This window comes from Actinomycetospora corticicola, assembly GCF_013409505.1.
GTDB classification, from domain to species: Bacteria; Actinomycetota; Actinomycetes; order Mycobacteriales; family Pseudonocardiaceae; genus Actinomycetospora; species Actinomycetospora corticicola.
In genome coordinates this window covers 1-16,421 of record NZ_JACCBN010000001.1, presented here as the reverse complement: position 1 = coordinate 16,421, position 16,421 = coordinate 1, and the positions used below count along the sequence as shown (strand labels likewise).

The following is a 16,421-nucleotide window of genomic DNA, read 5'->3' as shown; positions in this document are numbered from 1 at the left end:
CCGTTCCACTTCAATCCAGTAAGCAACCACCCACCCACACAGCACCATCCAAGAAGACGACACTGCGAGATGCGGTGGCCCTCCGCCGCACCGGACTCCGGCCGCCACCCGAAATAGGCAGCAGTCACCAGGACCAGTGACGACGATCCGAGGCAGATGCTCCTTAGAAAGGAGGTGATCCAGCCGCACCTTCCGGTACGGCTACCTTGTTACGACTTCGTCCCAATCGCCAGTCCCACCTTCGACCGCTCCCCCCCTTGCGGGTTGGGCCACGGGCTTCGGGTGTTACCGACTTTCGTGACGTGACGGGCGGTGTGTACAAGGCCCGGGAACGTATTCACCGCAGCGTTGCTGATCTGCGATTACTAGCGACTCCGACTTCACGGGGTCGAGTTGCAGACCCCGATCCGAACTGAGACCGGCTTTACGAGATTCGCTCCACCTCACGGCTTCGCAGCCCTCTGTACCGGCCATTGTAGCATGTGTGAAGCCCTGGACATAAGGGGCATGATGACTTGACGTCATCCCCACCTTCCTCCGAGTTGACCCCGGCAGTCTCCCATGAGTCCCCGGCATAACCCGCTGGCAACATGGGACAAGGGTTGCGCTCGTTGCGGGACTTAACCCAACATCTCACGACACGAGCTGACGACAGCCATGCACCACCTGCACACCAACCACAAGGGAGGACGTATCTCTACGCCTGTCTGGTGCATGTCAAACCCAGGTAAGGTTCTTCGCGTTGCATCGAATTAATCCACATGCTCCGCCGCTTGTGCGGGCCCCCGTCAATTCCTTTGAGTTTTAGCCTTGCGGCCGTACTCCCCAGGCGGGGCGCTTAATGCGTTAGCTGCGGCACGGAACCCGTGGAATGGACCCCACACCTAGCGCCCAACGTTTACGGCATGGACTACCAGGGTATCTAATCCTGTTCGCTACCCATGCTTTCGCTCCTCAGCGTCAGTATCGGCCCAGAGACCCGCCTTCGCCACCGGTGTTCCTCCTGATATCTGCGCATTTCACCGCTACACCAGGAATTCCAGTCTCCCCTGCCGAACTCAAGTGATGCCCGTATCGACCGCACGCCCAGAGTTGAGCCCCAGGTTTTCACGGCCGACGCGACACACCGCCTACGAGCTCTTTACGCCCAATAATTCCGGACAACGCTCGCACCCTACGTATTACCGCGGCTGCTGGCACGTAGTTGGCCGGTGCTTCTTCTCGACCTACCGTCAACCCACAGAAAGTGGGCCTTCGTCGATCGCGAAAGAGGTTTACAACCCGAAGGCCGTCATCCCCCACGCGGCGTTGCTGCGTCAGGCTTCCGCCCATTGCGCAAGATTCCCCACTGCTGCCTCCCGTAGGAGTCTGGGCCGTGTCTCAGTCCCAGTGTGGCCGATCACCCTCTCAGGCCGGCTATCCGTCGTCGCCTTGGTAGGCCATCACCCCACCAACAAGCTGATAGACCGCGGGCCCATCCCCCACCGAAAAAACTTTCCACCACCAGGCATGCACCCAGTAGTCCTATCCGGTATTAGACCCAGTTTCCCGGGCTTATCCCAGAGTGGAGGGCAGGTCACCCACGTGTTACTCACCCGTTCGCCGCTCGTGTACCCCGAAGGGCCTTACCGCTCGACTTGCATGTGTTAAGCACGCCGCCAGCGTTCGTCCTGAGCCAGGATCAAACTCTCCAACAAAAACAGTTAGAGACGATCAAAGTCCCTGACAAAAACTAGCAATCCAAACAAACCCCAACCAAAGTCGGGGCCAGAACACAAAACGTCAGCACACTGTTGAGTTCTCAAAGGACGACCACACGAACCTGCCCTGCACCCCACCGGGATGCGGCACCGCTCGGTGTTCCGTTCGAGGCTTCAGCCTACCAGACTAGCTGGAGGGCAACCCCTCGAACCTATCCCGCCGCCCGGCTCCGGGGCAACCCCTTCGCTCTGGCGACATGGAGAACATTACACGCCCGATCAGGGCCCGTTTCAGGGGGGTCCACTTTCGGGCTTTTCGCAGCTCAGGCCCTCCGTGACCCCACTCCGGGCCCGCGAGCGCCATCCTGGGCGTCGGGCCCCACGTGCCGGAAGGCGTCCATCGCCTCGGCGAGGAGGTCGGCCAGACGTGCTCCGGACTCGGGTGGCCGCCCCCGACCGGCCGACGAACCGTCCCGCCCCTGCGCGCCCGCCACGGGGGACGCGGGGTCGACCGGCGGCTCGGCGCGCGACACGCGACCGGGCTCCCCGGGCACGGGCATCGAGCCCGACGTGTGTCGGCGTGCGGAGGGGACCGACACCTCGCCGGCCGCTCCGCTTCCGGCCGGGTCGGGGGGCGTCGCACGTCGACCGTCACGACGCGGCGGCATCGGCACGTCCGGGAGGTGGTACTCGCCCAGCACGGTGGCGAGCGTGAGCGCGAGCTCCTCGCCGTACTCGTCGACAGGCCGATCGGCTGCAGGGCCCGGCGTGGGCGCAGGCGTCCGGCGGTGCTCGTCCGGTCGCGTCTGCTCGGAGCGCGCGACGGCATCCTGGTCCGGCCGCGGACGTCCCACATCCCCTCGCACCTCGCGACGCACCTCGGCGTCCGCGCCGGACCCGCGTCGAATCGGGTCGTCCGACGACGCACGGCGAACGTCCCCGTCGGAGAGTCCGTTCGCATCGCCGTCGTGCGGCGCGCTGCTCCGCGAGCGCGGCCGCGCATCGGCGGGCGGCCTCGTCCCGTTCTCCGGGGCGGACGTCGTCGTCGAGCCGACCGCCGCCTCGTCCCGCCTCGTCAGACCGGCTTCCGCTCCCGAGGCCGACGGGCCCTGGTCGTCGGACTCGGCCCGCCGGTCCTCGGAACGAGGCGATGTGCTCCCGTTCGAGGCCGCGGACACCGGCCGCGGCGACGGAGCAGGACGGGTCGGCGCGACACCGGGGTCGAGCCGTCGCCCGTCGTCCCCGGCAGCCGGCGTCGTGGCGGCGCCCGCCGCCCGTCGGACCTCCGACGCGCGGTCGTCGGAGGCCCCCCACCCGGAGAAACCTCCGAGGAGGTCGTCCGAAGTGCCGGCGGCATAGGACCCGACGGTGGTCCCGGGGGCGATCTCGGCGGATCGGTCGTTCGACCGGCCGTCGTCCGCCGGGGCGAACCTGTCGTCAGGAAGCGGCGCAACCGGCGTCCTCGCACCGTCGGTGTCCGCCGCGTCGTCTCGCAACGGCGCCGTCGAGAAGGCGTCGAACGTCGGACGCGTCGCGAACGGCTCCGCCGTCGGTCGGGGGTTCGACGGCGGGTCCGCGTCCACGGCCGGCTCCGCGCCGAAGGCGAAGGGCGCCGGGGCGTGCTCGACAAGCCGGTCCGTGGACGCCGACGGGTTCTCGGGCGCGGACGCCGGCGGCGCGGGTTCCAGTCCCATCGCCGAGGCCGCCGCACGGGACGAGTCGACGGAGCGTGTGAGGGAGGCCAGGAGTTCGGCGAGCTCGTCGCGGGTGGAGGAACGGGGCGCACCGACGGCTGCCGTGAGCTCCTGCTCCGGTGGAGCCGCTTCCGCGGGCGGCAAGGTCGGACCGGACGACGCGGGAGCGGAGAACTCGGCGACTCCCTCGGAGGGGGAGGCCGCACCAGTGCGCTCCGGGGATCCCTCGACCGCTCCGTGGCCGACGAGCTCCTTCGCGTCCGGCCACGTTGCGAGCGGTGGAGGAGGTGCGAGGTCGACCGAGGGACGCGCCGGGGCGCCGGGTTCCGGTGGCATCGCCTCTCCCGGCTCACCGGCCGCCGACTCCGGAGCCGCCGCTACCGGTTGCGGTGGCGCTGTCGGCTCACCGGCGGTGCCGTTGCGCCGGCCACGACGCCCGACCGGCGTCGGCGTCGCCGCGACACCGTCGGAGTCGTTCGAGCCACCGGCAGTCCCCGTGCCATCGGGCCCCCCGAGGCTCTCCGGGCCGGTCGGCTCGGCCAGCAGACCAGCACCTTCTGCGACCGCGGACAGGTCCCGCAGCGCACGGTCACCGGTGCCCCGCGCCGTCGACGCCAGCGCGTGTCCGCGACGGAGCGCCGCGAGGGCCCGCCCGAGGTCTCCGCTCGCCTCCGCGAGGGCGGCGACCACGTCCCAGGCGCGCGCGGCGTCCGCACTCCGTCCGGCCGCCTCGAGCTCCTCGGCCGTTCTGGTCGCCGCTGCGCCGCCGTCGTCGGAGCCTGCCGCCAGCGCCAGACGGATGCGCCCGACCGCCGCAACCACGTGGGGGCCCGGAGTCCCGTCCGGCAGGAGCGTGCGGACCCGGCTCGCCGCCTCCTCCGCACGTCCGGCCTCGACGAGGAGTTCGGCGACCTCCGCGGCGGCCGCCAGGGACCGCCGCCCACCGTCGACGTCCCCGGAAGGATCGGCGGAGACCGTGGAGGTCAGCACGGCGAGTGCACCCTCGACATTGCCGGCTCGTCGGCGGGCTACGCCGCGCGCGAGTTCGATGCGGGCCCGGACCACGGCGGACTCCGGCTGGGCGACGCGCAGGAGCATGGTGGCAGCGGCATCGCCGGCGGCATCCGTGGCGGCGACGTCGCCCTCCGCCGCGCAGGCCTCCGCCCGGGCCGCGCAGGCCGTGGCACCGACGCGGGCCGGCAGGTCGTGGACCGGTCCGAGACGGTCGAGGACACGGCGGGCGAGCTGCGGGTCCCCCAGGGCGGTGGCCGCGGCCGCGAGCTCGACGAGGACGGCGGCACCGTCCTCGCGATCGCCCCGACTGCGTGCCTCCGTGAGCAACGGGACCCCGCGTTCGACGACGTCGTCGTACCGGTCGGACTCGCTGAGGGACCGGATCACCGAGCGGTCGGCCGCCGCCCGCACGGTCGGGTCGTCCCCGGCGAGACGCCGGACGTGCTCGGCCAGCGAGGCCCCGAGGGCGGGGTCGCTCCACCGCAGCCCCTCGGCGACCTCGAGGACGGTGAGCGCGGACGGCGCGCCGTGCTCGCGACGTGCGGCCACGACCGCTCCCTTCTCGACCCGGCCGCAGGACCCTCCCGCGACCCCGCGGGACCTCAGTCCCGGGTGAGCTTGCGGTGCGTGACCCGGTGCGGGCGCGCGCCCTCCTGACCCAACCGAGCGATCTTGTTCTGCTCGTAGTCCGCGAAGTTGCCCTCGAACCAGAACCACGACGCCGGGTCGTCGTCCGTGCCCTCCCACGCCAGGATGTGCGTGCAGACGCGGTCGAGGAACCAGCGGTCGTGGGAGACCACCACCGCGCAGCCCGGGAAGTTCTCCAGGGCGTTCTCGAGCGAGGAGAGCGTCTCGACGTCGAGGTCGTTCGTCGGCTCGTCGAGCAGCAGCAGGTTGCCGCCCTGCTTCAGCGTCATGGCCAGGTTCAGCCGGTTCCGCTCGCCACCGGAGAGCACGTTGACCGGCTTCTGCTGGTCGGGCCCCTTGAAGCCGAATGCGGAGACGTAGGCACGGGAGGGCATCTCGACGTTCCCGACGTGGATGTAGTCCAGCCCGTCGGACACGACCTGCCAGACGTTCTCGGTGCCGGAGAGCCCCTCGCGGTTCTGGTCGACGTAGGAGAGCTTGACCGTCTCGCCGACCTTCACCGTGCCGCTGTCGGGCTGCTCGAGCCCGACGATCGTCTTGAACAGCGTCGTCTTGCCGACGCCGTTCGGTCCGATGACGCCGATGATGCCGTTCGGGGGCAGGGAGAAGGACAGGTCCTTGATCAGCACCCGGCCGTCGAAGCCCTTGTCGAGGTGCGACACCTCGACGACCACGTTGCCGAGACGCGGACCCGGCGGAATCTGGATCTCCTCGAAGTCCAGCTTGCGCGTCTTCTCGGCCTCCGCCGCCATCTCCTCGTAGCGGGCCAGACGGGACCGGCTCTTCGCCTGCCGCGCCTTCGCGCCGGACCGGACCCACGCCAGCTCGTCCGCGAGCCGCTTGCGCAGCTTCGCGTCCTTGCGGCCCTGGACGGCGACGCGCTCCGCCTTCTTCTCCAGGTAGGTGGAGTAGTTGCCCTCGTAGGGGTAGGCCCGACCGCGGTCGAGCTCGAGGATCCACTGGGCGACGTTGTCGAGGAAGTACCGGTCGTGCGTCACGGCGAGGACGGCACCCGCGTAGGACGCGAGGTGACCCTCCAACCACTGCACGCTCTCGGCGTCCAGGTGGTTGGTGGGCTCGTCGAGCAGGAGCAGGTCGGGCTTGCTCAGCAGGAGCTTGCAGAGCGCGACCCGACGACGCTCCCCTCCGGAGAGGTGCGTGACCGGCGAGTCACCGGGCGGGCAGCGCAGGGCGTCCATCGCCTGCCGCAACTGGGACTCGAGGTCCCAGGCGTCGGCGTTGTCGAGGTCCTCCTGGAGCGAACCCATCTCCTCCATGAGCTCGTCGGAGTAGTCGGTGGCCATCAGCTCGGCGATCTCGTTGTAGCGCGCGAGCTTCACCGCGACATCCCCGGCGCCCTCCTGGACGTTGCCGAGGACCGTCTTCTCCTCGTTGAGCGGGGGCTCCTGCTGCAGGATCCCGACCGTGGCCTCGGGAGCGGCGAACGCGTCGCCGTTGTTGGGCTGGTCGAGTCCGGCCATGATCTTGAGAACGCTCGACTTGCCCGCGCCGTTCGGTCCGACGACGCCGATCTTCGCTCCCGGCAGGAAGCTCAGCGTGACGTCGTCGAGAACCACCTTGTCGCCATGGGCCTTGCGAACCTTCTTCATGGTGTAGATGAACTCAGCCACGCCCTCGATGGTAGTTGGCGGTACGCACCGCTCCCCGGGCCCGGTCGCCCCTCAGCCCGCGAGGGCCTCCTCCCCCAACACCTCGTCGTCCTCCAGGTCCGACATCGGCCCCGCGGGCGGACCGCTCAGGTCCGTGTACCGGGCGGCCGGCAGGTCGTCCTCCACCACGGTCAGGTGCGAGACGTCCACGGGTCCGCGGCCGTCGTCCACTCCGGCGTCCTGCAGCACGACGACCTTCGTGCACACCTTGCGGAGGTCGAGACCGACGCTCTGCGCGTCGATCTCGGTCGAGCTGCGCTTGACGCCGTCCTGCTCGTAGTCGCTCGTGTGGAGCCGGCCGTGGACGACCACCGGGTCGCCCTTCGTGACCGACATGCGGACGTTCTCGGCCAGCGCCCGCCAGCAGGTCACGCGCACGGCGAGCCGCTTGCCGTCCTGCCAGGTACCACTCTGTCCGTCGAAGCGGCGCTCGTTGCTCATCAGTCGGAAGTTGGCGACCGTGCTCTCCCCGACCCGTCGCCACGTCACATCGGTGGCCACGTTGCCGGACACCGTCACCCAGGTCTCGTACATGGTTCTCATCCCCTCGCTGCGCCGGCGGACGGCCGGCTCGTGCGGGTTCGAGCCTGCCCGCGTCGGGACGGAGACCGGGAATCTCGACGTCCGCCTTGTGGAGAACTGCCGGCGGATGTGCCGGTGGGGACAAGTCGGTGGACCGTCCGGAGCAAGGAACCGTGCGGCGGAGGCGCGATCGAACGGTGAGTACGACCGGCCGGGAAGGCGGGGACAGAGTGCGGGTTGCCGGACGAGCGACCTCGAGAAGCCTGACTCGCCGCGACCTCGCGCAGTCGGGACTGAAGGAGATGCGTCCCGGACCACGGGAGCCACTGGAGTGCATCAAGGGCTTCGGAATGCCTGTGCACGGTCTATCGGTAGCAGCTCGTGGCGGCCTCGGGCCGTGCCTGACGTGCATCTCGCGTGGACAGCGTTCACCAGGAAGCCGGCAGGCCCGTCGCGCGTGCCGTGGGTTCGTCGTCAGCCCATTCGGTGAGGTGCATGTGGGGCAGGTCCCGGAGGCCCCGAACATGACTGGTGTGCATCTCGTGGCCGCAGCTCCCGGGGGCGACCAACTCGCCCCTCGGCGAGATTCACATGAGGCAGCCTTCGGCCGCCTTGAACGTGCCTGGCGTACGTCTCGCGGTGCTCCGCGTCGGTCGACTGGCGGGCCCGATCGGCCAGGTGCACGTGGGGCAGGCCGTGACGGCCGTTCGGATGCCTGGTGTGCATCTCGAGTCCGCGGGCAGTAAGCCCTCGGGGGCCGTTCGCGAGGTGCACGTCAGGCAGGCCCGGCCGCTTGGGACGTGCCTGGTGTGTATCTCGCGTTGTGCTGGCGGTACCAAAGCCCAGCTCGTTCGGCGAGGTTCACATGAGGCAGGCTCCGAGCCCTTCCCAGGTGCCTGGTGTGCGTCTCGGGGTCTCGTGGGGCGAACCCACAGGCGCCCGGTTCGCCGAGGTGCACATCAGTCAGGCTTCGAGCACTTTCCGGGTGCCTGGTGTGTATCTCGCGGCTGCGCCGGTGGGGGCCGAGGGCCGGCAGATGGCGGGAGCGGGTGGGGCGCGTGTGTGCCTTGGATGCACGAAAGCCCCCCGGGCCTGTGGCTCGGGGGGCTTGTGGTGGGGGTGGTTGGGTGTTCCGGCGGTGTCCTACTCTCCCACGACCTGGCGGTCGCAGTACCATCGGCGCTGGAGGGCTTAGCTTCCGGGTTCGGGATGGGACCGGGCGTTTCCCCTCCGCTATGACCACCGGAACACCGAACCACCCCCACGGTCGTGCTGTGGGGGGTCGGGTTGTGTGGATGTGGACGCGAGCAGAGCTTTTCGGTTGCGCTTGAGGGACTTGTTGAGTCACCGCCGACCCAGTGTGTGGGTGTTGGTGGTGTGTCGGGCAAGTCCTCGGCCTATTAGTACCAGTCCACTGCATACCTTGCGGTACTTCCATGTCTGGCCTATCAACCCACTGGTCTGGTGGGGGCCTTAACCCTCATGGGGTGGGAGACCTCATCTTGGAACGGGCTTCCCGCTTAGATGCCTTCAGCGGTTATCCCTTCCGAACGTAGCCAACCAGCCGTGCCCCTGGCGGGACAACTGGCACACCAGAGGTTCGTCCGTCCCGGTCCTCTCGTACTAGGGACAGCCTTCCTCAAGTCTCCTGCGCGCGCGGCGGATAGGGACCGAACTGTCTCACGACGTTCTAAACCCAGCTCGCGTACCGCTTTAATGGGCGAACAGCCCAACCCTTGGGACCTACTCCAGCCCCAGGATGCGACGAGCCGACATCGAGGTGCCAAACCATGCCGTCGATATGGACTCTTGGGCAAGATCAGCCTGTTATCCCCGGGGTACCTTTTATCCGTTGAGCGACACCCCTTCCACAAGGTGGTGCCGGATCACTAGTCCCGACTTTCGTCCCTGCTCGACCTGTCGGTCTCACAGTCAAGCTCCCTTGTGCACTTGCACTCGACACCTGGTTGCCGACCAGGCTGAGGGAACCTTTGGGCGCCTCCGTTACCCTTTGGGAGGCAACCGCCCCAGTTAAACTACCCACCAGGCACTGTCCCTGGACCAGATCATGGCCCGAAGTTAGATGCCCAATTCGACCAGAGTGGTATTTCAACGGCGACTCCACCCGCACTGGCGTGCGAGCTTCACAGTCTCCCACCTATCCTACACAAGCCGAACCGAGCACCAATACCAAGCTGTAGTGAAGGTCCCGGGGTCTTTCCGTCCTGCCGCGCGTAACGAGCATCTTTACTCGTAGTGCAATTTCGCCGAGTCTGTGGTCGAGACAGCGGGGAAGTCGTTACTCCATTCGTGCAGGTCGGAACTTACCCGACAAGGAATTTCGCTACCTTAGGATGGTTATAGTTACCACCGCCGTTTACTGGCGCTTAAGTTCTCAGCTTCGGCCGTGAGGCCTAACCGGTCCCCTTAACGTTCCAGCACCGGGCAGGAGTCAGTCCGTATACATCGTCTTGCGACTTCGCACGGACCTGTGTTTTTAGTAAACAGTCGCTTCCCCCTGGTCTCTGCGACCCCACCACCCTAGCCCGCGAAGAGCTTCAGGTAACAGGGTCCCCCTTCTCCCGAAGTTACGGGGGGATTTTGCCGAATTCCTTGACCACAGTTCGCTCGAACGCCTCGGTATTCTCTACCTGACCACCTGTGTTGGTTTGGGGTACGGGTCGCGTAGGAACTCGCTAGAGGCTTTTCTCGGCAGCATGGGATCACTCTGCTTCGCCTCAACGGCTATGCGTCACGTCTCAGCCTTATGTGGCGTACGGATTTGCCTATACGCCGGCCTACACGCTTGCACCAGTACAACCACTCACTGGCGGAGCTACCCTCCTGCGTCACCCCATCGCTTGGCTACTACCAGGCAGGATCCCGCGCTCCCCCGTCCGACTCCCGAAGGAGTCATGGGGTTCGGGCGGTTAGCACACCTGGGCTCGCCATGGACGCGCCTACACGAGCACGGGAATATCAACCCGTTGTCCATCGACTACGCCTGTCGGCCTCGCCTTAGGTCCCGGCTCACCCTGGGCGGAAAAACCTGGCCCAGGAACCCTTGGTCATCCGGCGGCAGAGTTTCTCACTCTGCTGTCGCTACTCATGCCTGCATTCTCACTCACACGGGTTCCACGGCTGGATCACTCCGCCGCTTCACCACCCGCATGACGCTCCCCTACCCAACACCACCACCGTTAGGTGTCCGTGGTGTTGCCGCGGCTTCGGCGGTGCGCTTGAGCCCCGCTACATTGTCGGCGCAGGACCACTTGACCAGTGAGCTATTACGCACTCTTTCAAGGGTGGCTGCTTCTAAGCCAACCTCCTGGTTGTCTGGGCGATCCCACATCCTTTCCCACTTAGCGCACGCTTAGGGGCCTTAGCCGGCGATCTGGGCTGTTTCCCTCTCGACTACGAACCTTATCGCCCGCAGTCTCACTGCCGCGCTCGAGCTCACCGGCATTCGGAGTTTGGCTGACTTCAGTAAGCTTGTAGGCCCCCTAGGCCAACCAGTGCTCTACCTCCGGTGAGTAACACGCGACGCTGCACCTAAATGCATTTCGGGGAGAACCAGCTATCACGGAGTTTGATTGGCCTTTCACCCCTACCCACAGCTCATCCCCCAGGTTTTCAACCCTGGTGGGTTCGGGCCTCCACACCGTCTTACCGGCGCTTCACCCTGGCCATGGGTAGATCACTCCGCTTCGGGTCTAGAGCACGCGACTATCGACGCCCTGTTCGGACTCGCTTTCGCTACGGCTACCCCACACGGGTTAACCTCGCCACGTACCGCTAACTCGCAGGCTCATTCTTCAAAAGGCACGCCATCACCGATCCGAAGACCAGGCTCTGACGGCTTGTAGGCACACGGTTTCAGGTACTATTTCACTCCCCTCCCGGGGTACTTTTCACCTTTCCCTCACGGTACTTGTCCGCTATCGGTCATCAGGAAGTATTTAGGCTTACCGGGTGGTCCCGGCAGATTCACAGCGAATTTCACGGGCTCGCTGCTACTCGGGCACGTCACCACGCGATGATGAACAGTTTTCGTCTACGGGGGTCTCACCCTCTACGCCGGCGCGTCCCAACGCCTTCGACTAACCATCCACCACCACGCCCAGGGTCAGCAGCCCCCGGACATGACGCCCCACAACACCCCACCAGCAACACCTGCCAGCTATCACACAAGCGGGGTTTAGCCTCTTCCGCTTTCGCTCGCCACTACTCACGGAATCACTGTTGTTTTCTTCTCCTGCGGGTACTGAGATGTTTCACTTCCCCGCGTTCCCTCCACCCGCCCTATACATTCAGGCGGGGGTGACAGCCCATGACGGCTGCCGGGTTACCCCATTCGGACACCCTCGGATCACAGCTCGGTTGACAGCTCCCCGAGGCCTATCGCGGCCTCCCACGTCCTTCATCGGCTCCTGATGCCCAGGCATCCACCGTGCGCCCTTGACAACTTGACCAACACACCAACAACAACCACACACACATGCATGCGGCCATCGGCGATCAACAATAGTCATCAAGCAAAACTCGGTCACACCACAACCACCACCGACCCCGCCCTCCGAAGAGAACAGACCGGAAGCATCGTGGCGACCAGAAAAAAGATGCTCGCGTCCACTGTCCACTTGACAACCCAACCCACAGACCACCACCGAACCACCCCACAGGGGCACCGGCAGTGACTGTCCAGAGAAAACAACAACCCCCACACCCAACCAACCCGAAAACCCTCCCCCCGAAAGGAGAAGCAGGCCGATGAATGTGAGGGCGCGTCGTCCCCTCAGGACCCAACAGTGTGCCAACGCCCCCCGGCCCGAAAACCAGGAGAAGCTCGTGTTCCGTTCCACTTCAATCCAGTAAGCAACCACCCACCCACACAGCACCATCCAAGAAGACGACACTGCGAGATGCGGTGGCCCTCCGCCGCACCGGACTCCGGCCGCCACCCGAAATAGGCAGCAGTCACCAGGACCAGTGACGACGATCCGAGGCAGATGCTCCTTAGAAAGGAGGTGATCCAGCCGCACCTTCCGGTACGGCTACCTTGTTACGACTTCGTCCCAATCGCCAGTCCCACCTTCGACCGCTCCCCCCCTTGCGGGTTGGGCCACGGGCTTCGGGTGTTACCGACTTTCGTGACGTGACGGGCGGTGTGTACAAGGCCCGGGAACGTATTCACCGCAGCGTTGCTGATCTGCGATTACTAGCGACTCCGACTTCACGGGGTCGAGTTGCAGACCCCGATCCGAACTGAGACCGGCTTTACGAGATTCGCTCCACCTCACGGCTTCGCAGCCCTCTGTACCGGCCATTGTAGCATGTGTGAAGCCCTGGACATAAGGGGCATGATGACTTGACGTCATCCCCACCTTCCTCCGAGTTGACCCCGGCAGTCTCCCATGAGTCCCCGGCATAACCCGCTGGCAACATGGGACAAGGGTTGCGCTCGTTGCGGGACTTAACCCAACATCTCACGACACGAGCTGACGACAGCCATGCACCACCTGCACACCAACCACAAGGGAGGACGTATCTCTACGCCTGTCTGGTGCATGTCAAACCCAGGTAAGGTTCTTCGCGTTGCATCGAATTAATCCACATGCTCCGCCGCTTGTGCGGGCCCCCGTCAATTCCTTTGAGTTTTAGCCTTGCGGCCGTACTCCCCAGGCGGGGCGCTTAATGCGTTAGCTGCGGCACGGAACCCGTGGAATGGACCCCACACCTAGCGCCCAACGTTTACGGCATGGACTACCAGGGTATCTAATCCTGTTCGCTACCCATGCTTTCGCTCCTCAGCGTCAGTATCGGCCCAGAGACCCGCCTTCGCCACCGGTGTTCCTCCTGATATCTGCGCATTTCACCGCTACACCAGGAATTCCAGTCTCCCCTGCCGAACTCAAGTGATGCCCGTATCGACCGCACGCCCAGAGTTGAGCCCCAGGTTTTCACGGCCGACGCGACACACCGCCTACGAGCTCTTTACGCCCAATAATTCCGGACAACGCTCGCACCCTACGTATTACCGCGGCTGCTGGCACGTAGTTGGCCGGTGCTTCTTCTCGACCTACCGTCAACCCACAGAAAGTGGGCCTTCGTCGATCGCGAAAGAGGTTTACAACCCGAAGGCCGTCATCCCCCACGCGGCGTTGCTGCGTCAGGCTTCCGCCCATTGCGCAAGATTCCCCACTGCTGCCTCCCGTAGGAGTCTGGGCCGTGTCTCAGTCCCAGTGTGGCCGATCACCCTCTCAGGCCGGCTATCCGTCGTCGCCTTGGTAGGCCATCACCCCACCAACAAGCTGATAGACCGCGGGCCCATCCCCCACCGAAAAAACTTTCCACCACCAGGCATGCACCCAGTAGTCCTATCCGGTATTAGACCCAGTTTCCCGGGCTTATCCCAGAGTGGAGGGCAGGTCACCCACGTGTTACTCACCCGTTCGCCGCTCGTGTACCCCGAAGGGCCTTACCGCTCGACTTGCATGTGTTAAGCACGCCGCCAGCGTTCGTCCTGAGCCAGGATCAAACTCTCCAACAAAAACAGTTAGAGACGATCAAAGTCCCTGACAAAAACTAGCAATCCAAACAAACCCCAACCACAGTCGGGGCCAGAACACAAAAACGTCAGCACACTGTTGAGTTCTCAAAGGACGACCACACGCGCTTGTGCCGGCCGATTTCTCGGCGGATTCCGTCGCGGTGATTCCACTGTACCGGAAGCTCTTCGGACCCGAATCCAGGGGGTGAACCCCGGAGTGGGCCCGCCCTTGGGCAAGCAACCGGGAAGCGGTCCGACTCCGCCACGAAGGCTCGTGGACCGCTCCGTCTTCGACTGTACCGGACCCGGAGGAGTGCTCCTCAGCAGTGATCCGATGTCCCGGCCGGCCGCTGTCAGCGTCCGTTCCCCGGGTGCGAAGAGAACACTACGCCCCGCTGGCAGGGCCCGTTCACCGGGGGTCGGTCAGGTCGAAACCTGCACGTCAGCGGGTCTGCGCACCACCGCGGCCAGCGCCAGCACCGGGAGGGCGGCGACAGCGAGGACGACGGCCCCCGCCATCTGGTCGGCCGGACGGTCGATGAACGCCAACCCCAACTGTCGCCAGTACTCCGCGCCGACGATGCGGGACGACGTGCCCACCGTGAGCGCGAGAGCGATCTGCGCGGCGGCAGCCACGAGCACCGTCGCGACCCGGGCGCGGGTCGAGCGGTCGGGGTCGGTGACGGCCCGGGCGAGCAGGCACCCGGCGACCAGGGCCCAGACCGTCATCGTCAGGTGCCCGACGTGACCGGTCACCAGGACGTCGAACAACCCACCCGCGTCGAGCACCCACCCCGTGCCGACGAAGAGCGCACCCGCGGCCACCGGCGTCGTGAGGACCCGGCCGGGGCGGGAGCGGCCGACCGCGGCGAGCCACTCCACCGGTCCGGGCGGCCCCTCCGCGGCGGGCGGGCGGACCGCGGCGAGCAGGGCCACCGGTCGTCCGAGCACCCAGGCGGGAGCGACGACGACCATCACCAGGACCTGCTGGAGCATGTGCACGCTGAACTGCGCCGGCGCGTAGGCCCCGATCCCGCTCGAGGTGGCCACGAGCAGCACCGCACTCCCGACGAGCCAGGAAGCCGTCCGGGCGGCGGGCCACGACACCCCCCGACGACGGAGGCGGCGGACACCCGCGAGGTAGGCGAGCGCGGCGACGACGGCGGCGGTGCCGAGCAGGAGATCCGGGCGTGCGGCGGTGACCAGTCCCGTCAGGTCGAGCGGTCGGTCGAGCGAGTAGCCCAGGAGCGCCTCGACCCGCGTGGGCAGCGGCCCCGACATCTCCGGGGGCGGGGTGCGCCCCAGGGCGACCGCGACACCGACGGTCGCGAACATGATCAGGACCTCGACGCCGCCCAACCGCACCAGCGCCGCCCGGGAGCCCGCGACCACCTCGGGCACCGTGCGGGTGCGGTGCGCCGCCCCGAAGACACCGAGCACCACGAGTCCGGTGACCTTCGCGAGCAGGAGGAGCCCGTAGGTGCTCGTGAGCAGGTCGGCCGGGTTCACGCGCAGGAGGGCGTTGACGGTCCCGGACAGCGCCAGCACCACCCAGCACCAGAAGGCCGTCGTCGAGAAGCGGCGCAGGCCCGTCGCGAGGTCGCCCCCTCCGACGGAGGCGTGCACGAGGACGGCCACCAGCCCGCCGATCCACAGCGCCGCGGCGACGACGTGCAGGGCGAGGCTGTTCATGGCGACGTCGTGCGCCGAGCCCGTCCCGGAGTGGCCGCCGAAGGCGGCGGGCAGGAGCCCGAGCACGGACAGCGCGAAGGCGCCCGTCGTCGTGAGCCAGGACAACCCGAGGCGGCAGACGACCGCGCAGCAGAGCGCCACACCCGCCGTCAGGAACCAGGTGCGCGCGGCGGGGAGGCCGCCGAGGGACTCGCTGAGCGTGCTCGTGGTCAGGACCACCGACAGCGGGCGGGCGAAGGCGTCGGCCACGGCGAACACGCCCGTGACCAGCGCGCCCCCGGCCCAGGCCGCCGCCGTCCAGGAAGCGATGCGCACGGCCCGGTAGCCGTCCGCGCCGAGCCAGCCGAGACCGCGCGGCGGGACGAGGAGCGCTGCGAGGAGCAGGAGCCCGGCCGTGACGACGGCCGCCGACTCGGTGAGGGCGCGCACCACGGGGAGGCCGTAGGTGACGACGGGGCCCGGGTCGGGGAGACCGAGCCGGGCGTAGGTCTCCGCACCGGACAGCGCGGTGAGCGCGAGCGCGACGACCGCCGCCACCGCCGCACCGGGGAGGACCTGCGAGAGCACGGTGGAGGTGGTCGACGGACGGCCACGAGGCCCGGGCGGGGCCCCGGCGTCGGTCGTGCTCGGTCCGGCCACGGCTCCAGGGTAGGGGCCGCGTCGGGCACGGGCTGCGATCCCGACCACCCCGACTAGGCTGGTGACGGGTCGGCCCCCGTAGCTCAGATGGACAGAGCAAGGCCCTTCTAATGCCAAGGTCGCAGGTTCGAGTCCTGCCGGGGGCGCCACAGGTCCGACTCCGGTCCGCCCGGCCGCCAGTTCCGCGGAACGGCCCCGCGACGGCAGGGGGGCTCGGCACACTACGGGCCATGACGGTCGGGGAACGGGACACGGTCGTGGTCCCCCTGCGCGGGCTCCCGCACGACGACGA

The 16,421-nt window shown here is 66.9% G+C and carries 4 protein-coding genes, 1 tRNA gene and 4 rRNA genes; 1 reads left to right on the top strand and 8 read right to left on the bottom strand.

Annotated elements, in window-relative coordinates; genetic code table 11:
• Nucleotides 1-167: 167 nt before the first annotated feature.
• The 8 genes from BJ983_RS00045 to BJ983_RS00010 all read right to left on the bottom strand — a co-directional run bounded on the left by BJ983_RS00045 (nucleotide 168) and on the right by BJ983_RS00010 (nucleotide 16,129).
• A 16S ribosomal RNA gene (locus tag BJ983_RS00045) occupies nucleotides 168-1,697 on the bottom strand.
• A gap of 326 nt (nucleotides 1,698-2,023) precedes the next feature.
• Nucleotides 2,024-4,957, bottom strand: coding sequence for a hypothetical protein (locus BJ983_RS00040; RefSeq protein ID WP_179791924.1), 2,934 nt, complete (start codon nucleotides 4,955-4,957; stop codon nucleotides 2,024-2,026).
• 53 nt (nucleotides 4,958-5,010) lie between these two features.
• Entirely contained in the window at nucleotides 5,011-6,687 is a 1,677-nt protein-coding gene (gene ettA / locus BJ983_RS00035) for an energy-dependent translational throttle protein EttA (RefSeq protein ID WP_179791923.1), read from the bottom strand.
• A 51-nt stretch (nucleotides 6,688-6,738) separates the two neighbouring features.
• Entirely contained in the window at nucleotides 6,739-7,260 is a 522-nt protein-coding gene (locus BJ983_RS00030; protein ID WP_179791922.1) for a single-stranded DNA-binding protein, read from the bottom strand.
• Between the two features lie 1,118 nt (nucleotides 7,261-8,378).
• Nucleotides 8,379-8,495 (bottom strand): 5S ribosomal RNA (rrf, locus tag BJ983_RS00025).
• A gap of 133 nt (nucleotides 8,496-8,628) precedes the next feature.
• Nucleotides 8,629-11,720: ribosomal RNA gene (locus BJ983_RS00020) — 23S ribosomal RNA — on the bottom strand.
• Nucleotides 11,721-12,268: 548 nt separating this feature from the next.
• Nucleotides 12,269-13,798, bottom strand: a 16S ribosomal RNA gene (locus BJ983_RS00015).
• The 16S, 23S and 5S rRNA genes sit together here, the layout of an rRNA operon.
• Before the next feature lie 423 nt (nucleotides 13,799-14,221).
• The gene (locus BJ983_RS00010) at nucleotides 14,222-16,129 is read right to left on the bottom strand and encodes a cytochrome c oxidase assembly protein (protein WP_179791921.1); all 1,908 of its coding nucleotides are present in this window, start codon (nucleotides 16,127-16,129) and stop codon (nucleotides 14,222-14,224) included.
• Nucleotides 16,130-16,201: 72 nt separating this feature from the next.
• Here BJ983_RS00010 and BJ983_RS00005 point away from each other — a divergent pair.
• Nucleotides 16,202-16,278: transfer RNA gene (locus BJ983_RS00005), tRNA-Arg, on the top strand.
• Nucleotides 16,279-16,421 lie beyond the last annotated feature (143 nt).